Source organism: Blautia sp. MCC270, assembly GCF_018785605.1.
Lineage (GTDB): Bacteria > Bacillota > Clostridia > Lachnospirales > Lachnospiraceae > Blautia_A > Blautia_A fusiformis.
In genome coordinates this window covers 25,281-49,481 of sequence record NZ_WQQD01000008.1, presented here as the reverse complement: position 1 = coordinate 49,481, position 24,201 = coordinate 25,281, and the positions used below count along the sequence as shown (strand labels likewise).

Annotated in this window: 27 protein-coding genes; 3 read left to right on the top strand and 24 right to left on the bottom strand. The window is 44.6% G+C overall.

What is annotated here, in order from left to right:
- Positions 1-13 precede the first annotated feature (13 nt).
- From GPK58_RS03600 to GPK58_RS03580, 5 genes are all read right to left on the bottom strand, one after another.
- Positions 14-724 carry a glycosyltransferase family 2 protein gene (locus GPK58_RS03600; RefSeq protein WP_021651388.1) on the bottom strand — a complete coding sequence of 237 codons (711 nt, stop codon included), beginning with the start codon at positions 722-724 and terminating at the stop codon, positions 14-16.
- On the bottom strand, positions 714-2,711 hold the full coding sequence (locus tag GPK58_RS03595; protein ID WP_173723233.1) for a hypothetical protein: 1,998 nt from the start codon (positions 2,709-2,711) through the stop codon (positions 714-716). Before GPK58_RS03595 ends, GPK58_RS03600 begins: the two co-directional genes overlap by 11 nt.
- Before the next feature lie 69 nt (positions 2,712-2,780).
- The gene (locus GPK58_RS03590) at positions 2,781-3,503 is read right to left on the bottom strand and encodes an N-acetylmuramoyl-L-alanine amidase (protein WP_302690699.1); all 723 of its coding nucleotides are present in this window, start codon (positions 3,501-3,503) and stop codon (positions 2,781-2,783) included.
- Between the two features lie 82 nt (positions 3,504-3,585).
- Positions 3,586-5,235, bottom strand: a complete 1,650-nt coding sequence (locus GPK58_RS03585; RefSeq protein WP_215638219.1) for a glycosyl hydrolase family 18 protein — start codon at positions 5,233-5,235, stop codon at positions 3,586-3,588.
- Between the two features lie 185 nt (positions 5,236-5,420).
- Positions 5,421-5,690 carry a hypothetical protein gene (locus tag GPK58_RS03580; RefSeq protein WP_227573883.1) on the bottom strand — a complete coding sequence of 90 codons (270 nt, stop codon included), beginning with the start codon at positions 5,688-5,690 and terminating at the stop codon, positions 5,421-5,423.
- A 359-nt stretch (positions 5,691-6,049) separates the two neighbouring features.
- On the opposite strand from GPK58_RS03580, the gene GPK58_RS03575 reads away from it, so the two are divergent.
- Positions 6,050-6,817 carry an adaptor protein MecA gene (locus GPK58_RS03575; RefSeq protein ID WP_021651393.1) on the top strand — a complete coding sequence of 256 codons (768 nt, stop codon included), beginning with the start codon at positions 6,050-6,052 and terminating at the stop codon, positions 6,815-6,817.
- Between the two features lie 106 nt (positions 6,818-6,923).
- Here GPK58_RS03575 and GPK58_RS03570 read toward each other — a convergent pair whose 3' ends face one another.
- The gene (locus tag GPK58_RS03570) at positions 6,924-7,124 is read right to left on the bottom strand and encodes a DUF1858 domain-containing protein (RefSeq protein ID WP_015527179.1); all 201 of its coding nucleotides are present in this window, start codon (positions 7,122-7,124) and stop codon (positions 6,924-6,926) included.
- A gap of 207 nt (positions 7,125-7,331) precedes the next feature.
- On the opposite strand from GPK58_RS03570, the gene GPK58_RS03565 reads away from it, so the two are divergent.
- Positions 7,332-7,502 carry a DUF362 domain-containing protein gene (locus GPK58_RS03565; RefSeq protein ID WP_015527180.1) on the top strand — a complete coding sequence of 57 codons (171 nt, stop codon included), beginning with the start codon at positions 7,332-7,334 and terminating at the stop codon, positions 7,500-7,502.
- A gap of 46 nt (positions 7,503-7,548) precedes the next feature.
- Here GPK58_RS03565 and GPK58_RS03560 read toward each other — a convergent pair whose 3' ends face one another.
- From GPK58_RS03560 to GPK58_RS03480, 17 genes are all read right to left on the bottom strand, one after another.
- Positions 7,549-8,118: a MerR family transcriptional regulator gene (locus GPK58_RS03560; RefSeq protein WP_022426424.1), complete on the bottom strand. Its 570-nt coding sequence runs from the start codon at positions 8,116-8,118 to the stop codon at positions 7,549-7,551.
- A gap of 226 nt (positions 8,119-8,344) precedes the next feature.
- A complete protein-coding gene (dnaB, locus tag GPK58_RS03555; protein ID WP_015527183.1) occupies positions 8,345-9,673 on the bottom strand; it encodes a replicative DNA helicase in 1,329 nt (442 codons plus the stop codon).
- 3 nt (positions 9,674-9,676) lie between these two features.
- A complete protein-coding gene (gene rplI / locus GPK58_RS03550; protein WP_015527184.1) occupies positions 9,677-10,123 on the bottom strand; it encodes a 50S ribosomal protein L9 in 447 nt (148 codons plus the stop codon).
- Positions 10,124-10,125: 2 nt separating this feature from the next.
- Positions 10,126-12,174 carry a DHH family phosphoesterase gene (locus tag GPK58_RS03545; RefSeq protein ID WP_215638218.1) on the bottom strand — a complete coding sequence of 683 codons (2,049 nt, stop codon included), beginning with the start codon at positions 12,172-12,174 and terminating at the stop codon, positions 10,126-10,128.
- 172 nt (positions 12,175-12,346) lie between these two features.
- Positions 12,347-12,610, bottom strand: coding sequence for a 30S ribosomal protein S18 (rpsR, locus tag GPK58_RS03540; RefSeq protein ID WP_021651398.1), 264 nt, complete (start codon positions 12,608-12,610; stop codon positions 12,347-12,349).
- A 48-nt stretch (positions 12,611-12,658) separates the two neighbouring features.
- On the bottom strand, positions 12,659-13,117 hold the full coding sequence (locus tag GPK58_RS03535) for a single-stranded DNA-binding protein (RefSeq protein WP_015527188.1): 459 nt from the start codon (positions 13,115-13,117) through the stop codon (positions 12,659-12,661).
- 73 nt (positions 13,118-13,190) lie between these two features.
- The gene (rpsF, locus tag GPK58_RS03530; RefSeq protein WP_015527189.1) at positions 13,191-13,478 is read right to left on the bottom strand and encodes a 30S ribosomal protein S6; all 288 of its coding nucleotides are present in this window, start codon (positions 13,476-13,478) and stop codon (positions 13,191-13,193) included.
- Positions 13,479-13,593: 115 nt separating this feature from the next.
- Complete coding sequence (locus GPK58_RS03525) at positions 13,594-13,788, bottom strand: DUF951 domain-containing protein (RefSeq protein ID WP_022426426.1); 195 nt, start codon at positions 13,786-13,788, stop codon at positions 13,594-13,596.
- Positions 13,789-13,837: 49 nt separating this feature from the next.
- A complete protein-coding gene (locus tag GPK58_RS03520; protein ID WP_110103217.1) occupies positions 13,838-14,560 on the bottom strand; it encodes an NAD-dependent protein deacylase in 723 nt (240 codons plus the stop codon).
- Between the two features lie 32 nt (positions 14,561-14,592).
- A complete protein-coding gene (gene srtB / locus GPK58_RS03515; RefSeq protein ID WP_021651401.1) occupies positions 14,593-15,411 on the bottom strand; it encodes a class B sortase in 819 nt (272 codons plus the stop codon).
- Between the two features lie 176 nt (positions 15,412-15,587).
- Positions 15,588-16,460, bottom strand: a complete 873-nt coding sequence (locus tag GPK58_RS03510) for a phosphoribosylaminoimidazolesuccinocarboxamide synthase (RefSeq protein ID WP_021977093.1) — start codon at positions 16,458-16,460, stop codon at positions 15,588-15,590.
- A 124-nt stretch (positions 16,461-16,584) separates the two neighbouring features.
- Positions 16,585-18,105, bottom strand: coding sequence for an ATP-binding protein (locus tag GPK58_RS03505; RefSeq protein ID WP_215638217.1), 1,521 nt, complete (start codon positions 18,103-18,105; stop codon positions 16,585-16,587).
- Complete coding sequence (locus GPK58_RS03500; protein ID WP_242996937.1) at positions 18,102-19,388, bottom strand: vWA domain-containing protein; 1,287 nt, start codon at positions 19,386-19,388, stop codon at positions 18,102-18,104. Before GPK58_RS03500 ends, GPK58_RS03505 begins: the two co-directional genes overlap by 4 nt.
- A 144-nt stretch (positions 19,389-19,532) precedes the next feature.
- Positions 19,533-19,964: a hypothetical protein gene (locus GPK58_RS03495; RefSeq protein WP_021977090.1), complete on the bottom strand. Its 432-nt coding sequence runs from the start codon at positions 19,962-19,964 to the stop codon at positions 19,533-19,535.
- A 156-nt stretch (positions 19,965-20,120) separates the two neighbouring features.
- Positions 20,121-20,777 carry an SdpI family protein gene (locus GPK58_RS03490; RefSeq protein ID WP_021977089.1) on the bottom strand — a complete coding sequence of 219 codons (657 nt, stop codon included), beginning with the start codon at positions 20,775-20,777 and terminating at the stop codon, positions 20,121-20,123.
- Positions 20,767-21,045, bottom strand: coding sequence for an autorepressor SdpR family transcription factor (locus tag GPK58_RS03485; RefSeq protein WP_021977088.1), 279 nt, complete (start codon positions 21,043-21,045; stop codon positions 20,767-20,769). Before GPK58_RS03485 ends, GPK58_RS03490 begins: the two co-directional genes overlap by 11 nt.
- A 216-nt stretch (positions 21,046-21,261) precedes the next feature.
- On the bottom strand, positions 21,262-21,492 hold the full coding sequence (locus tag GPK58_RS03480; protein ID WP_022426601.1) for an HPr family phosphocarrier protein: 231 nt from the start codon (positions 21,490-21,492) through the stop codon (positions 21,262-21,264).
- 157 nt (positions 21,493-21,649) lie between these two features.
- On the opposite strand from GPK58_RS03480, the gene GPK58_RS03475 reads away from it, so the two are divergent.
- Positions 21,650-22,876, top strand: coding sequence for a 6-phosphofructokinase (locus tag GPK58_RS03475; RefSeq protein WP_215638216.1), 1,227 nt, complete (start codon positions 21,650-21,652; stop codon positions 22,874-22,876).
- Positions 22,877-23,027: 151 nt separating this feature from the next.
- On the opposite strand, the gene GPK58_RS03470 is transcribed toward GPK58_RS03475, so the two are convergent.
- Positions 23,028-24,116 carry a class II aldolase/adducin family protein gene (locus GPK58_RS03470; RefSeq protein ID WP_215638215.1) on the bottom strand — a complete coding sequence of 363 codons (1,089 nt, stop codon included), beginning with the start codon at positions 24,114-24,116 and terminating at the stop codon, positions 23,028-23,030.
- Positions 24,117-24,201: the final 85 nt, after the last annotated feature.

Below are 24,201 nucleotides of genomic sequence, written 5' to 3'. Positions count from 1 at the left end.
TGTCCCTCCTGTATCAGATTCTGCCCCGCAGACGGATAAAGTCCGCAAATGCCTGTCTTCCGATCTTTATGATCCGTTTCATGTTGATAGAGTTTTTTCCGGCCTGTCTCGGTCGGAATGTGATGGGGATATATTCCACATAAAGATGATGTTTTTCATAGATCACGGTCATCAGCACATTGGAAAGGAAAAATCCGCTTGGGATACGCTTCAGTACTTTGGCGAGCTGTTTTCCATCCATCAGCCGATATGGCGTATTTGCATCTTTTACCCAGGTTCCAAAAATAAGGAAAAGCACAAGTCGCAATACTCTTGTCACAAAAACCCTGGAAAGCCCGTCCTCTCTTTTCTGCCGGTAGCCGATAAGAAGCCCACACTTTTGACGTTTTTCCCAAAACTGCCAGAATTCCTCCGGAAGTGTCTGGCCGTCTGAATCCGTCTGAAAAATATAATCGGCACCCTTTTCTACTGCGTAACGATATCCCCTGAGTATTGTTCCTCCATGTCCTTCATTCGGTTTATCGATTCCTATAAGACGGTCATAATTTTTCTGATAATTCTGTATTTTTTTGTAGGTAGCATCTTTGCTGCCATCATTCAGGATCACCAGGCGGCTGTCCCCGCCGATCCTCTCCACTACCGGATACCATTGCTCGATCACGGTCCCGATATTTTTTTCTTCATTATATGCCGGCATAATGATATATAAGCTGTCATGTTTCATAGATTCTTATTCTCCCATCCTCTGAGGTATACACCAGTGGATATGTCTCCCTGATGATATCCTCACGACATTCCTGCTGTTCAAATTCCATATCCTCCTCAAACAGGATATATGTGATCTTTTCCTGTTTTACGGCAGCTTTCAGTAGCTCCGGATCATCCGTGGTATATATGAGCACTGCCTGGCCGGCACGATAGCCCGTATCGTACCCTGCAGACCATGCATAATAAGGCCATCCGCAATACAGCATGGCACCGGACATGGTGACCTCGTTCATGGTATATTCCGGTGTCAGCAGAAGATCATTTTTCTTAAGATTTGCACTGAGCCAGTCCGTCAGGCTGCTTTCCATATTTACAGTCATCCTGTGTGCAGAATCGTTGTCTCTTAAGATGATCACGTAATCATAGATCCCCGTTGCACTAAGACAGATACAAAGGACCGCTGCCGCTGCGCGACCCGCCCATTTCTTCCAGCTGTTTTTCCCTGCAAGGAAAACACATCTTACGATCCATCCCCAGAAAACTGTCACAAAGGCATAGGAAATCATCACATATTTATGATTGACATTGATGTCCGGAGTCAGAGATACCAGAAATGCAAATGCCATTGGAAGCAAACAGCCCATCAGCACTGCCCGCTGACCTCTCTTCAGAAATACTGCTGCCACGATCATTCCCACAAAGAAAAATCCACTGATCTCCACCAGATACCAGAGTACACCGGAAATGCTTTTATTATCTGCCAGAAAGCCCCAATAAAAGGATGGACTCATAACACTTCCCGACACAAAGATCTTCGACTGCAGTTCCGAAAAAAGCACCGCCAGTCCGGCACAGATCACATAATCCAGTTTACCGTCAGAAAACACTGCCAGTCCGGCAAGGATCAGAAGGCCGCCGATCAGCGCAGCCCCGTTCCAGAAGGCAGTTAATCCCAGAAACAGCCCCAGAAGGATCGCCGTATCCACATTTCTGCAGATCCAGGCTTTTTTTGTAAAAAAACGGTTACGGACCCACAAAAATCCCTGCTCCTTGTGACTGCATCCGGCTTCCACCCAATCCATAAAGGTCCATACCGCTACAGCTGCCATCAGAAGGCCGAAAGCCAGATGACGCTGGTTCAGATATACATTGAAATTCCATAATCCCCAGTTTTCATTGGTAGTATAACCGATAAACGCCGTATTTTCTTCCAGAGTACGTACAAGGTCCCCCGCCTGAAGATGTTCCCACAGATAACGCCAGAACGCTGTTCCGCTGCGGAAAAAAAAGAAAACAATGGCAGCTGCCCCTGCCCAGAAGCTTTTGAACATCCGGTAGCTGATCCCGTAAAGCACCATAAGAAATCCCGCCAGAGACAGGATGCTTACCAGATTATATCCCAGATCAAGACGAAGGCCCAGATACTCCAGATTTCCCACAAGGAACTGGAACATAAAATGATATTTCACATCCTGCCCGCCATAATGCGGATAATGGGTAGGAAAATTATTTCCCCGTGAAAAAGATCGCATCATTGCCGTGTGGGGTGCATAATCTCCGTATACCGAAAAGCCGGAGTACAGAATGCCGTCTTTCATATGGAAAACGTAAAACATCATCCAGGTCACAAAAACCGTCAAAATGCCAAAAAGCAGAACCTCTTTTTTCAGGATCCATTTTCTGCTGATCATCCGTTCGGATATCACAAACATTTTTTGCTGTTTTTTCTTTTTCCACCGGAAGATTCCCGAAAGCAGCAGGATATCTACCAGAAATACGATCAGATTTCCATAAAAAAGAGGATGCTCTGCCCCCGCGCATATGCTGAACATCCAGGAAAGAATATAGACTGCCCAGGTCAGCATCAGGATTCCCATCCCAAACGCTGCCGGCAGGACCACCCATATCCTGTTTCCTCTTTCAGTTGTTTGACGCGGAAACAGACATCCTGCCATTTCCATTCCTGTTAACATACATAATATAAGATAAATGATTCCAAGCATAGGATTCTCCTTAATTCACGTAAAGTATAGCAGAATCACCTTCCTATGAAAAGGCTATTCACATTTTTTTCAATTATTTTCGTTTTCCTTCTGTTTTTTCAGATATGTAACGATTCCATCAGCCACAGCCTCTGCTACCTTTCTCTGATACTTCTCTGTCTGAAGCAGGGCGGCTTCCTCCGGATTTGTAAGAAATCCACATTCTACGATATTGATCACACCCGGACTTCTCTTCAGAAGATAATAGGTTCTGTTTCCTTTTGCCACCCGCGGCCGTGCAATGGAAAGCTTCCGGTTCATGTTTTCCTGGATCGCAAGTGCCAGTTCTTTTCCGCCTTCCGAATCCTCATAATAAAATACCTGCGGACCTTTTACTCCGGGATCACTGTAGCTGTTCTGGTGGATACTCACAGAAAGCACCGGTTCATATTTCTGGATCTGTTCAATACGATTCTGCAGATCCTGTGCTTTCATATTTTTTGTACCATTTTCATAAAGACCTTTATCTTCTTCCCGGGTCATTACTACGGCAAGGCCTTTTTTTTCCAGGATCGTTTTTAGCTTCATGGCAATATCCAGATTGATTCCTTTTTCCTTCAGTCCACCGATTCCCACCATTCCGGAATCCACACCGCCATGACCGGCATCCACCAGGATCACCTGATCTGCTTTTATATTTCCAGATACATCTATAAGTCTGCCTGCAGTTTCTGCCGCTTCCCATGACAGAATATAAAAACAGACCAGCATAAGAACTGCCATTGCCAATTCTATGAAATGTTTTTTCAACACAAAACACCCCCGGCATATTTATTTTAATATATGTTGCCGGGAGTGTTTTTAGCATTGTGAAGATCACAATGTTTTCTTCTGTTTATGACAGGTTTTCTGTGATCACGCTCCAGATCCCGCTGTTCTCGAATCCAAGTTTCCACTCTGCCACACCTGCCAGTTTGTATTTTTTGATCAGTTTAACCTTTTCCGCAATAGACTTAGAGTCCTCCAGCCAGATCTGGTATGTGGCACCGTCCCCTTCATAGGTTCCATAATTCTGACTTGTCTTCTTGTCCCAGTATGTTTCTGCTCCGTTATCACTGATCGTCTGCTGTGCCTGATCCATACCGATGGCCTCACTTGTCAGTGCACCGCCATCTGTAGTCTTCCAGAGCCTTGTGTAGAACGGAATCGCAAGGATCGTCCGTTGAGCCGCTACTTCTGAAAGCGTATCCTTAACCCCCTGTTCTACCCATGGCAGAGATGCCACAGAACCGGCATCGGAGCCTACGTAATGTTCATCATAGCCCATAATGATCACATAATCCACAACCTTGCCCTGCTCCGCACGGTCATAATGACTGGTAAAATCTTCCGGAACCGGATTATCTACAGACAGTACCAAATTATTGGCGTGACACTGGATAGAAAGCTCTCTTAAAAACTGAAGGAAATGGATTCCTACTCCTTCGCTCAAAGATTCAAAATCAACATTGATTCCATCCAGTCCTGCTTTCAGTGCATAAGTGATCAGCTGATTCTCCAGATTCTGCCTTGAACTGGTTTTTGAAAGAACTTCTGTGGTACTCATGTTCTCATTAAAATTATCCACCAGTCCCCATACCTTCAGTCCTTTTTCATGTGCCTGCATCACATACTCCCCAGATGCAAGACTTGAAATATTTCCGGAGTTATCTGTTACAGAAAACCAGGTTGGAGAGATCACATTCACGCCTGTCATATTCTGTACCGCATCTGCGAAATAGCTGTTTGCATCTGTGCTGGTAACCTGGTGCCATGCCAGGTTCACCGGCTCATCCATGGTAAGATATGTATAGGACTCTGTTTTAAAATTCCTTTCATAATCCGTTGTATCCACAGCACTTACTTTTTTCTTCTGAATATAACCGATGTAACCGTCATCGGTTGCCACCTGATCCCAGTCCTCTCCTTCATTCATCAGCCGGAGAACTGTATTCTTCGCCAGTTTGGAAAGGATCGGCGCCTTGATCCCGCCCCGGTAACGGATCACGGTATCTTTCTTCGTGGTCACGGTCTCCACATTGGTAAATTTGTACTGTATCGCAACCCTTGCAGGATCCTGCTCTATATAAGAATCGATATCTGTATACTTTTTTACATAATCCAGTTTCAGATAAACCGTGTCATCCTTCAGCCACACGTTTCCGTCTGCCTTATCTGAAGCCGGTTCCTCTGTGAGACTGGATGGTGTTGCATACAGTATCTTCTTGTTTTCGCTATCCCAGTAATATCTCTGATTCAAATATCCGTTCACTACATCCAGCGGAAGATATACATCTTCTCCTGAAATAAGTGCCTTCTCTTCCAGTTTCTCAGTTCCAAGTATCAACGCAGCCTCACCGTCTGCATTCTGGCCATAGTATTCTGTCAGATCCATCTGTTTCCTGCTTGGTATAAGCTTATTGATCCCGTAAACAGCCCCTCCGGCAAGAGCGACCAGAACGATCAGCAGACCTACCACAAGGACCGGTATGTGTTTTTTTATCATGTTTTTTTCCTTTCGGTATAAAATGTCATAATTTGTTTCATTATAACATATCTTGTCTACATTTCGTTATAAAAATCGACTTTTAATAATTTTTCACAATTTCTTTAGAATTTCGGTTCCCCGTATGGTATGCATGAGTGCAGGGGATGATCGTTATCCGGGGAACCGTTTTTTCTTATGTACGGTCATTCTTTGCGAATAAGATCAAAGCTTACACAGGCGATATGGCCGTCTTCATCTTCCGTATAATCCCGCATATAGACCCCGTTTTCCGCAATCTGACAGGCTTTTGCGATTTTTTTCGGAGTGCTTGGTGCTCCATCGAGATAAAGAGAAACTCCGTTCTCACGATAAAGCTCCAGCTCCCTTCGAAGGGGTTTTGCGGATTTCTTTTTTTCCTGTGATATATTTGGCGTATCCCGACCTCCTTTCCTGGTTAGATTTTCAGAAAACACCAGCAATGGTTCTCGAAAAGCTGCAACTTCCCTGTTAGGATGATACTTGTAATAAAATATAAATAATAAAATGGGGGGAATTTCTCTGTGTACCGACAGACTCGCCGATGAATTTCACACAGAATCCTTATCTTCAGAAAAATATGACTTTAAGTTATCGTTACTGTCTTCTTGCTTCCGGGAGGAGACAGCTTTTCTGCTTTTCATTATACCTGATTTCCCTTCAGATGCAAGTCTTTTATAAAAGAATCAGAAATTTTCTTTTTTCTCCGGTTTCTACATCTTTACATCTTGTGTATAACTGTTATATAATACAGTATGTAAAAGATTAAATTTATTTACCTATAGGATGTGATCATATGAAAATAGAAAAAATCAATGAAAATCAGATCCGCTGTACCCTGACGAAAGAAGATCTGGACAGTCATCAGATCCGTATCAGCGAACTTGCATACGGTACCGAAAAAGCCAAACGTCTCTTTCGTGATATGATGCAGCAGGCACAGATACAATTTGGTTTTGAAGCAGATAATATTCCTCTGATGATCGAGGCTATTCCTGTCAATGCCGAAAGTATTATCCTCATTATCACTAAAGTGGAAGATCCTGAAGAACTGGATACACGTTTTTCCAAATTTGCACCCTTCAAGGGCAACAAACCTTCCGATACCGTAGAGATCGATGGCGCTGACAATATCATCGATATCTTCCAGAAGCTCTGTGAATCCAAGCTTAAGGATCTTTCACAGAAACCGGAAGAAAAAAGGGCGGAAACTTCCGCCTCTCAGGCAACAGAAACTCCGGATGCATCACAGCAGCCGGCTGAGAGTTCTGTAAAGCTTATACGCCTGTACTCTTTCCCGGGGCTGGATGATGTTATTGCCGCATCTCATGGTATGAATGGTTTCTTTACCGGTGATAATACTCTCTATCGTGAAGGAGAAGACGGTGTCTATCAGCTGGTACTTCATCAGTCAGACTGTACACCTGAAGAATTTAACAAGGTCTGCAATATCCTTTCCGAGTATGGCATCGGCCGTGCATTCACACCAGCCGGTGAAGCCTACCTCAGAGAGCACTGTGCACTGATTGCTGATCATGCACTTCAGAAGCTTCTGAATATCTGACAAACCAAATATCCTACAGACAAACAAACCGCTGTCGGAATGCGATCCATATGATCTGCATTTCCCGACAGCGGTCCTTTTGTTTCAGCAAAAAAGCTTCTGTTTATTACTCACCAAGAAAATCATTGATCTGAGCTACGAGGACATCTGCGTCCAGGCCATGGACCATTGCTGCTTCTTCCAGAGATTCCATCTGTGAAGACGGGCAGCCAAGACAATGCATTCCTGCTCTCATCAGGATCGGTGCGATATTCGGGTCTACAGTGAGCAGTTCTCCGATCAGCATGCTCTTTGTAACTTTTGCCATGATTGTATTCTCCTTTACTGTTTTATCGAAATATTTCATTCCGTTCTGCTATTATAATACGAATCCGGAATGGAATCAACGGGTTACGAATTTTCAGTTTTGTTTATAAATTTATACTTGTATTCTTTATGCAGATATATTAGAATGGGAATAGAATCCCTGGTAGGGGATACATACAATACACAATTTAAAAGGAGGATATCAATTATGGCATATGTAATTTCTGACGAGTGCGTTAGCTGTGGAACATGTGAGGGTGAGTGCCCGAACGAGGCTATTTCTCAGGGAGACGAGCATTATGTAATCGACGCAGACGCTTGTGTTGACTGCGGAACATGCGCTGAGGCCTGTCCAGTTGGTGCTATCTCTGCTGAGTAATGCATCATTAGCTTGATAAGCTGCTATAATGAGTGAGGCTGCCGGTTTACCGGCAGCCTTTTCTGTTTTTTTTATTCTTTTTTCCCTCACAGGAAGCTGCCGCTTCTCTTCTTGCCTGCTGCTGCCTGCGGATTGCTTCATCCAGAGAACGACACCGGTACTCTCCTTCTTTCTTTCTCTGCATTTCCTCACGGATCAGGCGTTCCATGATTTCCTGAAACTCCAGTATCTTATCGTTATCTGCTCCGCACTTCTCTGTATTCCCGGATTCCGTTTTTTCCATGAACTCCTTTTCAGATCCCGTTTTTTTCATTGGGATATCTTCAAGCTCAACAGCTTCTCCATCCAGGATCCTGATACCAGATTCTGAAAAATCCGGTGTATCTGCCTTTCTTGCCTCCGGTGGGATCAGTGTACGGATTGCTTTCAACTGAAGTCCTTTACTTTTCAGCTCATTTATTTTAAGAAAAAGCTGGATATCAAACGGTGTATAATAGCGATGTCCCAGTTCATTGCGTCCGATCCGAAGCTCCAGTTCTTCCTCCCAGTAACGCAGGACATAAGATTTCACTCCGGTCAGTGTTACGGCCTGTCTGACTGTATATCTTTTTTCCATTGTGAACGCCCCCTTATATAGAGATTCACTGCTGCTGTCTACAGTATAACCCCTGAGATCAGGAAATAGCAAGAATAATCGGTTGACATAATTTTACCAAATATGACTCTTTGCCTATATCCATAGCATCCCGAACTCCACGATCACACAGACAAAAATACAAAAGGCCATCAGGATAACTATAAGCTTTCATCCTGACAGCCTTTCATTTACCGTCTGCACGGCTCTATTTTTTCATATTTACAAACTGGGTATATCTCGGCAGCCATACCAGCTCCACAGTTCCGATCGGACCGTTTCTCTGCTTGGCTATGATAATTTCCGCAATGTCTTTCTTCTCGGTATCTTTGTGATAATAATCATCTCGATAGATAAACATGACCACATCCGCATCCTGCTCAATAGCTCCGGACTCTCGAAGATCCGAAAGCATCGGCCTGTGATCCGGTCTCTGTTCCACTGCACGGCTAAGCTGTGATAACGCAATTACCGGTACATCGATCTCTCTTGCCAACGCTTTCAGCGATCGTGAAATATCTGAAATTTCCTGCTGTCTGGAATCCGATTTTCCACTTCCGCTCATCAGCTGAAGATAATCGATCATGATGATCCCCAGATTATGCTCAAGCTTATATTTTCTGCATTTGGAACGAAGCTCCGCAATGGAGATTCCAGGTGTATCATCAATAATAAGATTGGAGCCACCGATAATATCCGCTCCTTCTACCAGCTTCGTCCAGTCCTCATCTTTCAGATTTCCGGTACGGAGATTCTGGGAATCCACGTGAGATTCCATAGCAAGAAGACGGTTTACCAGCTGCTCCTTGGACATCTCCAGACTGAAAATAGCCACGGTCACATCTTTACGAAACGCCATATACTGGGCAATATTCAATACAAAGGCAGTTTTTCCCATGGAAGGTCGAGCTGCGATCAGTACAAGATCGGACGCGTGCATACCGGAAGTCTTATAATCCAGATCCACAAATCCGGTCGGGATCCCGGTAACGGAGCCCTTCAGCTTGGAAGCCTTCTCAATATTGCTGACTGCATTCAACACAACCTGCTGGATCGGCACATAATCGCTGCCATTTGTTCTCTGCAAAATATTAAACAACTTTTTCTCGGATTCCTCAAGTATGGTTTCCGTACTGTCCTTTTCCAGATAACAGGCATTGGCAACTTCTTCCGTAGTCCGTATCAGCCGACGGAGAACTGCCTTTTCGCTTACGATATTGGCATAGTATTTCACATTGGCTGATGTAGGAACTGCTGCGATCAGATCACGGACATATTCCATACTGCTGATGTCCGGCGGAAGCTCTTTCTCCTTGAGACGATTCTGCAGAGTGATCAGATCTACCGGCTGTCCTTCATTACAGAGCTCCACCATGGCATCAAAAATGATACCATATTGTTTTTGATAAAAATCATCACTGGTCAGGATCTCGGAAGCCACCAGGATCGCATCACGATCCAGGATCATGGATCCGATCACTGACTGCTCTGCCTCAATACTGTGAGGCAGAATCCTCTTGATCAGTGCTTCTTCCATTGATTACGCCTCTTTTACCCAGACTTTGAGACTTCCGGTTACCTTCGGATGAAGTCGTACCGGAACATTGGTAACACCCAGGTTACGGATCGGATTCTCCAGCTGGAGCTTTTTCTTATCGATATCAAGATTCAGCTGTTTTTTGGCTGCCTCTGAGATTTCTTTTGAGGATACAGAACCGAATGTTCTTCCGCCTTCACCTACCTTCAGAGTAAGGATAACCTCCTTTGTGGAAAGCTCCTCTGCAAATGCCTTGGCAGCGTCCAGGTTTTCCTGTGCAACCTTTTCTTCATTTGCCTTACGGAGTTTCAGGTCATTGAGATTCTTGGATGTAGCTTCAACACCAAGCTTTTTTGGCAGGATCATGTTTCTTGCATATCCGTCACTTACATTTACGATCTGTCCCTTTTTACCCAGGGATTTAACATCTTCCAGAAGAATTACTTTCATTTCTATTTGTCCCCTTCCTGATATAACTGGTCTATAATTTCTTTCAGCATTCTTTCGGTCTCATCCATGGTGTCTTTCACCTGTGCACCGGCAATATTCAAATGTCCGCCGCCGCCCATCCGTTCCATCATGACCTGTACATTCACTTCATCAATGGCTCTGGCACTGATGTAAACCTCATTATTATAGCTGGTAAGAACAAAAGATGCCTTGACTCCTGCGATATTGAGCAGCTCATTGGCCGCCTGTGCTCCTACAACGGTAGGACTTTCCAGACCTTCACTCGGACATCTTGCAATGGCAAAATAATCTCTGTAGATCTCCGCAGTACGAACTGCCTCCGCTCTCGCCTTATAAGAATCAATATTATCCCGGAGCATCTTACGTACACGTGTCACATCTGCTCCGCATCTGCGCAGGAATGCTGCTGCCTCAAAGGTACGCACACCCGCTCTTGTTGTAAAGTTGTTGGTATCGATCATGATACCCGCATAAATACAGTCCGCCTCAATACTGCGAAGCTTCAGCCCATCTGCAAAATACTGCAGGATCTCTGCGATCATCTCGCAGCTTGAGGATGCATATGGCTCCACATAGGACAGAACTGCATTCTGGATCACCTCGCTGCCGCGGCGGTGATGATCCAATACCACAATGGTCTTTGTCATATAGAGAAGATCCTGGCATTCGGTATAGCTTGGCTTGTTGGTATCCACCACAATTACTACCGTATTGTTATCCACCAGTTCTTTGGCCTGATCACTGTCCACAAACATGGACGGCTCATAATCTGGATTCTCCATAAATCCACTCATCAGCGGCCGAATGGATGTGGTCGGATCATTGATCACAATATGCACCGGCTTACCAAGAGTCTTACCGGCACGGTAAATACCGATCCCAGCTCCCAGAGCATCCACATCTGTGATCTTGTGTCCCATAACCACCACTCGATCCTTGGTGCTCATAAATTCCTTCAGAGCCTGAGCCTTCACTCGTGCCTTCACTCGGGTTGATTTCTCCATCTGCTGTGCCTTGCCGCCAATGTAGGTAATATTATTTTCATTTTTGATCACTACCTGATCACCGCCACGGCCCAGTGCCATCTCAATGGCAATTCTGGCATATTCGTAATTCTGGATATACGTAGAAGCATTCAGACCGATTCCGATACTTAATGTCACAGCCATTTCATTTCCGATGTTAACGGTCTTAACCTCATCTAGGATATGAAAACGCTGTTCCTTCAGTGTTTCCAGTGAACTCTGGCGCATGATCAGAAGATATTTATCTTTCTCCAGTTTCTTCACAAGGCCGTCAAAGTTGGAAAAATACTTGGTGATCTTTCGGTCGATCAGTGCGATAAGCAGAGATCTTCTCACATCCTCCACGCTCTCCAGTGCTTCTTCATAATTATCCAGATAAGCCAGTGCTACAACAAGCTTGTTATCCTCATTTTTCTGGATGTATTCCTTAAGCTCTGTTTCATCATAAAGATACATGGCGATCAGACTGACATTCTGGGACATATTCTCCAGAATATCCGCATGGCTGACTACTTCGCCCATAGTCACCCGCTGCATGGAAACCCGATAGATCCGATCCCCGAAATGTATACTCATCTCAGAAATTTCCGGTTCATCGGCTACAGGAAGCTTGTCCGGAGTAATATCCGGGAAAACTGTGCTGATATTTTTTTTATAAAACTGATCTCTCCCCGTGATCTCTGAAAAAATACGGTTGGACCAGATCATGCGGCCTTCCATATCCATAATGGCATAAGGAAGCGCCAGTTCTTCCAGCATCCGCTTTTCTACCACATCATACTGATTGGCAAATGCGATCATATCATTGATGATCAGCGGTTTGTGATATCGAAAAAGCTGTACTGCGATAAAAATATAGATCACAGTACCTACAGACACCAGAATTCCGGCCTTTACACTTACAATAAACACCAGCAGGTCCAGCAGCACGACCAGGACCGAAAGGTACAGCGGCCAGCGCATGAAGTGTTTCATAGGCCCCTTGAATTTAACTTTGTTGTTCATTGCTTTTTCCTGTTCTTAATGTAATTTAACCCACAAGTTATTTAACATTATACCAGATTCCTTATTATAATTCCATAGCAATGATAAAATCTGTTTTGCTCATAAAAAAACAGGGCCGCTGCCTCCAGATGACTGCTCATCTGTTTCGCAACGACCCCGTATAAGATCAGAATTAGTCCTGAACGTATGGCATCAGGGACATATGACGTGCTCTCTTAACAGCAACTGTCAGTGCTCTCTGATGTTTCGCACAGTTACCTGTAATTCTTCTCGGGAGAATTTTACCTCTCTCGGAAACATACTTTCTTAACTTTGCTACATCCTTGTAATCGATCTCGTTATTCTCTTTACCGCAGAATACACAAACTTTTTTTCTTCTGCGTCCGCCTCTTCTCTTCATCGGAGAATCTGGTCTCTCGCCTCTATTGTAAGCCATGATTGTTTCCTCCTATCTTATTCGTCTCATCTGTCTTGATCAGATGTTCTAATTGAACGGCAGCTCCTCATCAATTCCATCTGGAATGTTCATGAAGCCGTCGGCGCTTGCTGCGCTCGGACTCGGCATAGACGTTGCAGGTGCTGCCTCTGTTCTCGGATGAGCTGCTGCATAGCTGTCGCTTGATGCTTTGCTCTCAGCAAATTCCTGATCCTCAACAACAACCTCTGTCGTATAAACCTTCTGTCCTTCACGGTTCGTATAGCTTCCTGTCTGGATACGTCCCGTAACTGCAATTTTCAGTCCCTGTCTGAAATACTTTTCTGCAAATTCTGCTGTACGTCCGAAAGAAACACAGCTGATAAAATCAGCACTTGCCTCTCCGTCACGACGGAATCTGCGATCAACTGCCAGTGTATATCTGGCGATTGCCAGGGCATTTTCTCCTGCGGAATATCTTACCTCAGGATCTCTTGTCAAGCGTCCCATTAATATTACTTTGTTCATCGTTCTACCTCTCTTATGATTTCACTTAACTGAACAGGTTCTTAATGGTGTTTTCAAAAATCCGCTGCAAAAATTATGCCTCTTTCTTGACAACCAGGTATCTTAATACATTGTCCATGATGCGGACATGTCTCTCGATCTCCGCCGGGCACTGAGAATCTGCTTCAAACTGAATAAAATAGTAGAAGCCTTCATGCATTTTCTGAATCTCGTAAGCTAATTTCTTCTTACCCCATTCTTCAACTTCTGTGATCACGCCGTTGTAACGTGTGATGTAGCCTTTTGCTTTCTCAACTACAGCGTCACGTGCTTCGTCCTCAAGCTTAGCGCTCACAACTAATGCTAACTCGTACTTGTTCATGCTTGTCTTAACCTCCTTATGGTCTTTTGGCCCTTTGCCTGTCAAAGAGCAAGGATATGAAATATATCACGATTGTTGATTCTAGCACATCTCTCCCGTGATGTAAAGCATAAATTTAATTTTTTTCAATTTTTTTCAAATCTCGTGTATTTTTCTCAACCAGCTTACGTGCCACCATGATCTGATGTCCGCAGCCCTTGCATTTCAGGCGGAAATCCGCTCCTACGCGAAGGATTTCCCATTCTTTACTGCCACAGGGATGAGCCTTCTTCAGTGTGACAATATCTCCAACTTCATAATTTAATCCCATTTGATACTCCTCATTTTTAATTTGCAGATCATCCCAGGTTCCCATATTTTCAGACTCTTATCTGAGAAAACACCTGCCCGATCGGTTCTTTAATAAGAAGATCCGCATATTTATCCCTCGGTGTCGGTGCCTTATTGATCACCACCAGATGATTTCCCCGGAAATAATCGATCAGGCCTGCTGCCGGATATACCGCCAGAGAAGTTCCCCCAATGATCAGCACCTCCGCCTCCGAGATCACTCTTACTGATTCCTGGATCGTATAGTCATCCAGCCCTTCCTCATAAAGGACCACATCCGGCTTGATCATGCCGCCGCAGCTACACCGCGGAACACCTTTCGATTCCTTCATATATTTAAAATCATAGAATTTCCCGCATTTCATACAATGATTTCGGTAAACGCTTCCGTGGAGCTCCAGGACCTTTTTACTTCCTGCCATCTGGTGAAGATTATCGATATTCTGAGTGATCACAGCCTTCAGCTTTCCTGTTTGCTCCATCTCCGCCAGCTTAAGATGTGCCGCATTCGGTTTTGCAGTATCACAAAGCATCTTATCTCTGTAAAATTTAAAGAATTCCTCAGGTTTTCGCATAAAAAATGTATGGCTTAAGATCGTCTCCGGCGGGTAATCATATTTCTGGTTATACAGTCCGTCCTGGCTTCGAAAATCCGGGATCCCGCTTTCTGTTGAAACACCTGCGCCGCCGAAAAATACAATATTTCTGCTCTCATCAATGATCTTTTGTAATTTTTCTATCTCATTTCCCATATCATTTCCTCCCAAACTTATCCGCAAAAGCTCTACTGTGGGTTCACCGCATTCACTCTTTTTCCCTGTACCACAAAACGTGTTGCCTGATTGCCGGTACAGGTTGATAATGTAACGATCTTATCCTTCACATTGGCTTCACTTGCAGTGGCATCTGTTCTGATCTCCGAATTCTGGAACATTTTTTTCTCATATTCCAGAAACTCTTTGCCAGGTCCTTTAAATAAGGTATACGTATCGCTGTTTACAGAAGTCGTATACGCTGCAATGATCTCATACCGGTAATCTTTTTCCGGTGTGAGGATCCAGAAATATTTGCTGGTATTATAAAGCGTCTCATCCGCTCTGTACTTTTTCAGCATTCCAAACATGGAACCATTCTTCATGTTGTGTCCGTACACCAGGGTATTACAATCGCTGAAATCTCTTTTGTTCTCATAATCAATAAAGATCGTTCCCGCAAAATTATAATTTTTCTCATATGTCTGGTGCAGATAAAAATTATTATCCTCTCCCTGTACCACCGGATAACTGATCTCAGGCAATGCTTCCATATAGATCCAGCCGATCACATCCTCATTGATACTCCTGAGAGAATCAAAATCAATGCTCACAGGTGCTACAGGCTGTTCATCCGGCTGATCTATCTCTTCCACCTGGTCCGGATCACGTTCTGTCACTGCCATTTCGGAAATGCTGTTATATTCATCGGTTCCTTTTTTATATTCTGTATAAATATGATAAAGGTTAAAAGCTGCATAACAGAAAATACAGATTGCCACGATCAGAACGATCGTCAGAATATGATCTCCAACTGTTTTTTTCTTTTTCACCTTGTTTTTCCTGCTCATAATCACACTCCTTTAAATCTGTCAGGATCATCTGGTTTCTGTATTTATTATAAATATCCCTCCGTTTTCTTGCAACCGTTTTGTTTTTGTCCTGTTTTATACAGAAAGAAGCCGCCTCGGAATGGGCATCCGAAGCGGCTTGTAAGGTATATTCTATTTCAGAGCTGCTGTTATTTTCAGTCCAGTTCTTTGCCTGTGAGCATTTTGTATGCCTGGAGATATTTCTCGATGGTCTTGTCCACGATCTCCTGCGGAAGTGTCCAGTCATTGTCCGGATTGGCTTTCAGCCAGTCACGTGCAAACTGTTTGTCAAAAGATGGCTGGCCATGTCCTGGTTCATAGCCTTCTGCCGGCCAGAAACGGGAGCTGTCCGGTGTCAGCATCTCATCACCGATGACCATGTTGCCGTCCTCATCAAGACCAAACTCGAATTTTGTATCTGCAATGATGATTCCCTTGCTGAGTGCATACTCTGCACATTTTTTGTAAAGAGCGATGGTGTTGTCACGAAGTTTTTCTGCGTACTCGCGTCCTTTTCCAGGGAAGTATTTCTCAAGATGATCGATACTCTGCTCAAAAGAAATATTCTCATCGTGATCACCGATCTCAGCCTTGGTAGATGGTGTGTAGATCGGCTCAGGCAGCTTGTCGGATTCTTTCAGACCTTCCGGAAGCTTGATGCCGCATACAGTACCGTTCTCCTTGTAGCTTGCCCAGCCGCTTCCTGTGATGTATCCACGTACGATACACTCGATCGGCAGCATGTTCAGCTTACGGCACATCATGGATTTTCCTTCAAATTTCTCCTGCTGGAAAAACTCCGGCATATCCTTGGTATCTACAGAAATCATGTGGTTTGGAAGAATGTCCTCAGTCATGTCAAACCAGAATTTGGACATCTGGGTCAGTACAGCACCTTTCTTTGTAACTTCATTATTCAGAATTACGTCAAAGCAGCTGATACGGTCTGTTGCAACCATGATCAGACTGTCGCCATTGTCATAGATCTCACGTACTTTACCTTCTTTGATTGGTTTTAATTCCTGCATGTTCTCACACCTCATCATTCGGTTATTTGGTTTTTGTTTTCGACACCGTTACCGTATCACCACTCAAGCCCTCCTGTCAAGATGCCAGGCCCTTTTCAGTCATAAGTATTCGTTAAGGGATCATTCATATTTTTAATAGCGACTCACATTCCTCCTGAAGTTTTTTCTCCTGTTTCCGGTAAAGAAGCTTCTCACTGCAGGCAAAATAAGGGTCACATCCATACTCCCGGATAAAAGCAGCTGCATGACTGTTCCTGGTCAGTCCGGTGACAAAAAGCACCGTTTCCTGTCCGTCTCCGAAACATGCTTTCATAAAGGCAAATGCCCGTTCCAGCTCTCTGCTGATCTTTTTAGCACAGTCTTTTCTCTTCTCTACCATTTCCGTAAACAGCTGCCGGATCCGTTCAAAACCAGTCTCTGTATCTGTGATATGTTCCTTTCGGATAGTAAGGCTGAATTCCTCCAGAGTACGGATCACAAACTCTTCCGTGGTCTGCTGTTCCAGGTTAAGAAGCTCCGCCTCCAGACGGACAGCCAGACTTTTCTTCTTCACATCTGTAAATTCATCCAGCGCCGTCATGTCCTTTTTATCATGAAGAAAAGCTTTCAGATGCAGGAGTTCCTGATAAACAGCGCCTGTCTCTTTATCCAGCTTTTCATAATCCAGAAAACTTCCGTTGAGTCCGCTAAGCAGAAGGCCAGTTACCAGAAAACGTTCCTCAAACGAAGCACCTTCCGCCATTTTTACTTTTTTCTGCTGTTCTTCCTCCGCCATTTCTCCGGAAAGCAGGCGTTTCAGCCCATAGTCCTCTCCGTACTTCCGATACAGCTGATAACTGGCAAAAAAGCTCCTTGCGATCTCATCCCGACAAAGATACTCCCCGATCAGATTCTCCGTGATCTCAACGCCTAGTTCCTCATAAGCTTTCAGAATTTCGGACAGATCTTCCCATCCTCTTGCCGTCACAAAGAACTTCCCGTCCACTGTATTCTCCACGGAATAAAAATGATCTTTTTTCATGCCAAGATAAGCAAGGATCGATCCGTGGATCTCCTTTTTCCAGGCATACTCCATCCACACATCAAGATCTGCCTCGATATCCATCCTACGCACACGGTCCAGGGTTACGATATCAAATTCCCGGACCGACTTATTATATTCCGGAGGATTTCCCGCTGCAGCGATCAGCCATCCCTCCGGTACGCTGTAGCTTCCGAACGTCTTGTTCTGAAGAAATTGCAACATGGTCGGCGCAAGTGTCTCGGAAACGCAGTTGATCTCATCGATAAACAGGATCCCCTCTTTTTTTCCGGTACGTTCCATACAGTCATACACAGAGGCAATGATCTCACTTAAGGTATACTCTGTGATACTGACCTCTTTTCCGTTATAGCACCGGGTCACGATCCTGGGCAGTCCTACCGCACTCTGTCTTGTATGGTGGGTGATGGTATAGGCTACCAGCCCTACTCCGCATTCCTCTGCCACCTGCTCCATGACGGCGGTTTTTCCGATTCCAGGAGGGCCCATAAGCAGAATGGGACGCTGCCGGAGTCTGGGAAATGTATAACGTCCGGCTGCATCTTTCCGGTTGTAAGCCAGTAAGGTATGTTTAATCTCTTCTTTTGCCTCTTTTATATTCATATGTTATGACGCACTCCTTCCTGCTCTGCCACAAGCCGGATCGCCCAGGGCGGAACAAGCTCCATTTTTTCTGTTTTATGCAAAAATACAAAGGCCGTCTCGTAATCCGGCTTACTTCCCGGATAGATCCCGTCTCCGTCTGTAAAATAGATCAGGGCTTTAAGACGGCGGATTTCCTTCTTCTCCTGCTGCTCCTTCACATACCGGAACACCGGTCGGAAGTCTGTTCCTCCCCGCCCCTGTATGGTGATATCTTTGCTGTATTCTTTCCATTCTTCTTCCGAATGGATCACTTTTACATCCTGGATACAGCAGTCACACTGGATCAGATAGACTTTCATCTTATGGAAAAAATTCTCTTTTTCACTGAGAATGGAATAGGTTTCTTCCAGGAATCTCCGCACAGTCTCTCCATCACAGGAACCGGAAGTATCAATGGCGATCACCAACTCCTCAAGACGGTTCACTTCCTTATATTCCAGCGGCTCGATCAGCGGAAGATTTCCATAATGTTCCATTCCGTAATTATAAAAAATATAATCAAAACTCTCCGTATCCAGTTCCACTTCCTCCCGCAGTACGGAAAACTGGCGGAGAAATTTTTTGTAATCGTATCTTCCGGATCTTATGGGGCCTGCATCTTCCCTCTGGTCCCCTTTCTGGCTTCCCCGTCGTTTCCGGTGATCCTGGCGGTTTGCGGCAGTATAGGAAAGAAGTCTGTTCCATTTTTCTCTTGTCTTTTTCCCTTTTTCTCCTGTGCAATTATCCCAGAGTGTGTGATCATCAAAATGAAAAGTTTCTTCCAGCTCTTCCAGATGAAATGGAAAGGTCTGTTCTTTCAGTTTCCGACAGATCTTTTCTGCGGAATCCGCGCCGTTTCCAAGAATATGAAAGACTTTTTCCCGGATTTTTTTTGCATTTCCACCGGTTTCCAGAACCGGGATCTTTTCTCTGGAAATGATCTGTTCCACAGCAATATCACAGGCCAGGTTCCATAAACGTCTGTCCTCCTGATTTTCCAGGAAAAGGTGCAAATACAGGCAGTGCAGCAGCATATGTAAATACCCTCGTCGCACTGCCTCCGGCTTTTTCACATAAAGTTCCAGCAGATATTCCGGTGAAAAAAGGAAGAATTCTCCATCTGTTCCGATGGTTCTGGTTTCTTCCGAGCCTTTCCCGGAAATGCAGGCAAAAGCACCGTCCAGATATGGAAAATAGTAGTACAGTTCGTTCCTTACATTTTCCAGGATATGTGTCCCCAGTTCTTCCTGCTTCCGATTCACCGGATCTGCCCCCTTTCCTTCTGACCAAACCAGTTTTTATTCCTTTCCATCCCATGTTCCTGAATATCTCTTTATTGTCATTTACATTCTGTACGTCTGTACGTGCCAAAATACATCTGGTATTACATTTTTCACCAGGTTTGTTCACAGTTCAAATTTTTTCTCTTTAAATCCATACTTTTCTTTTTTTAAATGGAGAAGTCCCATCAATGCCGCAGGTCTCCTCCACTCTTCGGCCAGTTTCAGGAACACTTCCAGCTCCTGTTCCCCAAACCACTCATTCTCATAAAGCTTCCCGATCTTTTCCCAGTCATCTTCCAGGATCAGGCGTTCCACTGCCGGGCGGATCCGTTTCTTCAGGTACGCTCCGTAATCCGCACGCTCCGCTTCCTCCACACCTTCCTCCAGAAAATATCCCCGCAGTGCAACTGCCAGCCGCAGCGGTTCCTGTTTTGTACTTCCGAATTTCCGGTAAAGGTGGATAGCCTCCTCCCTGGCATCCTCGTTCTCTGCCCGCATTTCAAGGGCACTGGCAGCAACTTCCACATCTTTTTGAAAACGGCTTAATTCTGTCATAATGATCCCTCCTGTCCGATGTCTGTTTATAGTGTTTGAGGAAATATTTTTGTATGACATTATCATATCACGGACCGCTTTGTTTGAACATTATTTTTTGGTAAAAAAGAGGCCGTCACTGCCTTTTTCTGACAATGACGGCCCGGGAATATCTTCTCAGATTCCCTTCTTATAAAGAATAAATGAATAGATCATTGGAACAAACACTGCTGCCAGAATTATGATCAGGACAATTTCCGTTTTCAGAAGCAGCGAATTCATAAGAAAAAGCACTCCTGACAGGATCAGCACCCAGCCAGCCATACGGTTGGTACGGTTCCAGTTCTCCTCGCTGTTTAACGTCCAGGGAAGCTTCATTCCCACCGTGTAATTCTGTTTCACCTTGTGGATATAATTTCCGAGAATGATAAACATGATACCAACCATGATGTTCACGATCATTCCCATATCAATGTCCATTCCCAGAGCAAGGCCATAGATTGACATGCAGGTGATCACAGATACCACCGGAACCAGCCACAGGATCATGGTAAAAATGCGCTTGTTGATATTTTTTCTCTTTGGATCATTGGCTGTAAAAAAAACACAGAACAGATGAACCAGCAGAAGCAGAAACGGGATCCCAAAAACTGCCACAGGCTTGCTGCTCCAGCCGTTGGCCAGATTATGCTGGTCAAAATGTGTGGCGATCTTCTCCGGCAGACGGTTCCACAGAAGGATTCCTGCCAGTGACGGCGAGATCGTAAGGATACTTCCGGAGATCAGGGACATTTTATACTCTTTCAGAAATTCTTTCTTTTCTTCATCTTTCATCACTATTTCCTCCTTTCAGATCACTGAGCCACAAAAGCAGTTCCTCCACTACTGTGGTATTCAGTTCATAATACACGAAATTCTTCACCTTCGTCTCCCACACAAGATCTGCCTTCTTCAGAATTTTCAGATGATAGGATATGGTTGCACCTGTCATGTCAAAATGTCCTCCGATCTCTCCGGCTGACATTTTCCCGTTTTTCAGAAGCTGCAGGATCTCTCTCCGCACAGGGTCCGAAAGTGCCTTGAAGGTTTCCGCAAACGCCATCGTGTATGTCTTCCTCCTTTCGGATGGTATTTAGAAATATTTCTAAATAGAATATATCACTTCCGGATTCCCCGGTCAATAAGTATTTAGATTTTTTTCTAAATAGTTACATTTGTCATATATCAAAAAATGAGGATACCGATCATCGCCTCTGCGACCTTACGATATCCTCATTCACCATCGATCAACCATTATTTATTTTTTCCCCTCTTAAACCTACCTCATGCAAAAACCAAGACTGGATGTGATCTCCGGCGCAAGCTCCGGCACATGTGCACAAAAGTCCATCTCTATGCCAAGGCCAATGGATGCAACTCCAAGAATGGATTTGCCATTTACTGTTCTGCTTCCCCTTTTCAGATCCACTGCAAACGGAAAATGCTCCGTCACATCAAGAAAACGGTTCACTTCATCCATGCTCTCAAACTGTACTTTTTTTACTGTCATCGTTTTTTTCACCTCTTTTCTCTATCTATACTACTATTTTACTATGATATAATTATTTGTATAGAGTAATTTTTTTATAAAAAAGGTGATTTTTTTAGATGTTATCTTCTCCTATTTCTGTTACAATATAAAAAAACAACACCTAGGAGGTATCAAAATGTCAAAAAAGAACCTTATCGCAGGACAGTCCGGCGGACCGACCGCAGCGATCAACAGCAGTCTTTACGGTGTGGTATCTGAAGCACTTAAACATACAGAAGAGATCGACCACGTTTATGGCATGGTCAACGGTATTGAGGGATTTTTAAACGGAACAGTCCTTGATTTTCAGGAAGCACTTCCGGGCGAACAGCTTCGCGCTCTTACCTGGACACCTGGCGCCTATCTTGGCTCCTGCCGTTACAAACTTCCGGAATCTCTGGAAGATCCGGTTTATCCGAAGCTGTTCCGGAAATTCGAGGAGATGAACATCGGCTGGTTCTTTTATATCGGAGGAAATGATTCCATGGATACCGTCAGCAAGCTTTCCCGCTATGCCGAAAAGATCGACAGTGATATCCGTATCCTCGGCGAGCCGAAGACCATTGATAACGATCTTGTAAACACAGACCATACTCCAGGATTCGGAAGTGCTGCCCGTTACGTGGCTTCCACTGTCCGTGAGATCACCCTGGACGCCTGTGTTTATGAGAAAAAATCCGTCACCATCATCGAGATCATGGGACGTCACGCAGGCTGGCTCACCGGAGCAGCTGCCCTTGCCCGGAAATACACCGGAGACAACCCACTTCTCATTTATCTTCCGGAAACGGATTTCGATGTAGAAGAATTTCTCCAGAAAGTTCATGCTGCCTTCGAGAAAAACTGCAACGTCGTAGTCTGTGTATCTGAGGGAATCCATGATAAAGACGGCACTTTCATCTGCGAATACGACAGCGCTGCCGGAACCGACGCCTTCGGTCACAAGATGCTTGCTGGCTGCGGTAAATATCTTGAGAATCTTGTACGCAACCGTCTTGGTGTCAAAGCCCGCTCCGTAGAGCTCAATGTAAGCCAGCGCTGCTCTGCAGCTATGCTCGCCGGAACAGACCAGCAAGAAGGCATCCTCGCCGGTGAATTTGGTGTACAGGCTGCCCTGAACGGCGAAACCGGAAAGATGATCGCATTTAAACGTCAGAGTGATTCTCCGTACTCCATGAAATGTACACTGGAGGATGTCAACGTTATCTGCAACGAAGAAAAGACGGTCCCTGTGGAATGGATCACAGAAGACGGCTCCGATGTCACCGAAGACTTTATCCGCTATGCCCGCCCGCTGATCCAGGGAACTGTAAATGTTCCGGTTGGTGAGGATGGACTGCCGGCGTTCGTGTATCGAAAATAAGATTTGTGGTAATGCGGATAAAAATATCCACATTTGCTGCGTAACTCTGTCCTGAGTAACTGTTTATCCGTCATTCGATAAAAAATGCACCGGGAATTTCCTAATAGTTCCCGATGCATTTTCTTTATTTCTCTCTATATATTTTTCTTTTTTATTTCTTACTGCGATATGCTTCTGCTTCCCAGTGTGTGATAAAATATGTGATCTCATCGGTCATCTGCAGCGGGCCGCCAAAGCTCTCTGCATACACTGCAAGCTTGATCGCATCCTTTACCAGAAGCTGTGCCTTTGCTGCCTTTCCTTTGTCATCTTCCATGATAAATGCACCAACTCCCTGTACCAGGATCAGTCTTGGCTCTTTATCATTCTCTGCCATAAATGCATCCATCGCATTTTTCGCCTCATCAATATTTTCTACAAATAACGGATAAGGTCCGCAATATACAATATGATCCGGAGTAAACGGCTTCAGAAGAGGTGCCGCAGCAGTTTTATCTTTTACAAAATTATCCGCCTCCGCAGCCGGTACGACTTCCACCGCATGTCCAAGCAGACTGGAAAGCTTCTGTGCTGCCTGCTCTTTTTCAGGTGTAACTGCATCACTTACATCCGCAGTTCTCTTTACCTGCTTTTCCAGCTTTCCGATCACACCATCGAATAAAACGCCGATCTCCTCTACAGTATCAGCCGCAACAAAAATTCCGTGATTCTGAAGCAGAAGAACCTGCACGTCTTTTCCTGTTTCTTCTTTATAGGCATTCATTTTCTCGAAGCAGATACGGGCAAGTGTGTATCCCGGTTTGCAGATATCGATCCAGAGTACATCTTTTCCAAGAAGCTCTTCGCAAAGAGCCTTTGCGCCCTTTCCGCAGGTCAGTCCATTGATAAGTGTCGGATGAACATGCAGGACATACGTATAGGCAAACAGATTGTGGAGCAGTGCTTCCACGCTGGGACGTTTGGTTTTATCCTCATCGGTCACTGCCGCCATTACATCTGCAAGATATGCAGATTCACGCTTCACATCATCCGCCGGATATTCCGTTTTCATGATCTCATTCAGACGGGCTCTGTCCATTTTGACAAATTCCTCTGCCTTAATGGTAGCAAGCTGTGTACCGGATCCCTTTACATACAGTGTTGTATCGTCTTTTACAGAAGTATTACCGCCTCCTGCCAAAACATAGGCCGGATTGCTTCCGTAAGTGTTTGACATTTTTACCAAAGTTGAAAGCTCCATAAGTAAAATTCCTCCCTGTTGTGTCATTATATGATTTTTCCATATATTTATAGTACACGATACAAAGTGAATTATCTATATGAAT

Bases quoted from the DNA above. Each gene is read 5' to 3' on its own strand.
- GPK58_RS03600 (WP_021651388.1), bottom strand. From the start codon at position 724: ATGAAACATGACAGCTTATATATCATTATGCCGGCATATAATGAAGAA.
- GPK58_RS03595 (WP_173723233.1), bottom strand. From the start codon at position 2,711: ATGCTTGGAATCATTTATCTTATATTATGTATGTTAACAGGAATGGAA.
- GPK58_RS03585 (WP_215638219.1), bottom strand. From the start codon at position 5,235: ATGATAAAAAAACACATACCGGTCCTTGTGGTAGGTCTGCTGATCGTT.
- GPK58_RS03575 (WP_021651393.1), top strand. From the start codon at position 6,050: ATGAAAATAGAAAAAATCAATGAAAATCAGATCCGCTGTACCCTGACG.
- GPK58_RS03570 (WP_015527179.1), bottom strand. From the start codon at position 7,124: ATGGCAAAAGTTACAAAGAGCATGCTGATCGGAGAACTGCTCACTGTA.
- GPK58_RS03565 (WP_015527180.1), top strand. From the start codon at position 7,332: ATGGCATATGTAATTTCTGACGAGTGCGTTAGCTGTGGAACATGTGAG.
- GPK58_RS03560 (WP_022426424.1), bottom strand. From the start codon at position 8,118: ATGGAAAAAAGATATACAGTCAGACAGGCCGTAACACTGACCGGAGTG.
- dnaB (WP_015527183.1), bottom strand. From the start codon at position 9,673: ATGGAAGAAGCACTGATCAAGAGGATTCTGCCTCACAGTATTGAGGCA.
- rplI (WP_015527184.1), bottom strand. From the start codon at position 10,123: ATGAAAGTAATTCTTCTGGAAGATGTTAAATCCCTGGGTAAAAAGGGA.
- GPK58_RS03545 (WP_215638218.1), bottom strand. From the start codon at position 12,174: ATGAACAACAAAGTTAAATTCAAGGGGCCTATGAAACACTTCATGCGC.
- rpsR (WP_021651398.1), bottom strand. From the start codon at position 12,610: ATGGCTTACAATAGAGGCGAGAGACCAGATTCTCCGATGAAGAGAAGA.
- GPK58_RS03535 (WP_015527188.1), bottom strand. From the start codon at position 13,117: ATGAACAAAGTAATATTAATGGGACGCTTGACAAGAGATCCTGAGGTA.
- rpsF (WP_015527189.1), bottom strand. From the start codon at position 13,478: ATGAACAAGTACGAGTTAGCATTAGTTGTGAGCGCTAAGCTTGAGGAC.
- GPK58_RS03525 (WP_022426426.1), bottom strand. From the start codon at position 13,788: ATGGGATTAAATTATGAAGTTGGAGATATTGTCACACTGAAGAAGGCT.
- GPK58_RS03520 (WP_110103217.1), bottom strand. From the start codon at position 14,560: ATGGGAAATGAGATAGAAAAATTACAAAAGATCATTGATGAGAGCAGA.
- srtB (WP_021651401.1), bottom strand. From the start codon at position 15,411: ATGAGCAGGAAAAACAAGGTGAAAAAGAAAAAAACAGTTGGAGATCAT.
- GPK58_RS03510 (WP_021977093.1), bottom strand. From the start codon at position 16,460: ATGCAGGAATTAAAACCAATCAAAGAAGGTAAAGTACGTGAGATCTAT.
- GPK58_RS03505 (WP_215638217.1), bottom strand. From the start codon at position 18,105: ATGAATATAAAAGAGGCAAAAGAAGAGATTAAACATACCTTACTGGCT.
- GPK58_RS03495 (WP_021977090.1), bottom strand. From the start codon at position 19,964: ATGACAGAATTAAGCCGTTTTCAAAAAGATGTGGAAGTTGCTGCCAGT.
- GPK58_RS03490 (WP_021977089.1), bottom strand. From the start codon at position 20,777: ATGAAAGATGAAGAAAAGAAAGAATTTCTGAAAGAGTATAAAATGTCC.
- GPK58_RS03485 (WP_021977088.1), bottom strand. From the start codon at position 21,045: ATGGCGTTTGCGGAAACCTTCAAGGCACTTTCGGACCCTGTGCGGAGA.
- GPK58_RS03480 (WP_022426601.1), bottom strand. From the start codon at position 21,492: ATGACAGTAAAAAAAGTACAGTTTGAGAGCATGGATGAAGTGAACCGT.
- GPK58_RS03475 (WP_215638216.1), top strand. From the start codon at position 21,650: ATGTCAAAAAAGAACCTTATCGCAGGACAGTCCGGCGGACCGACCGCA.
- GPK58_RS03470 (WP_215638215.1), bottom strand. From the start codon at position 24,116: ATGGAGCTTTCAACTTTGGTAAAAATGTCAAACACTTACGGAAGCAAT.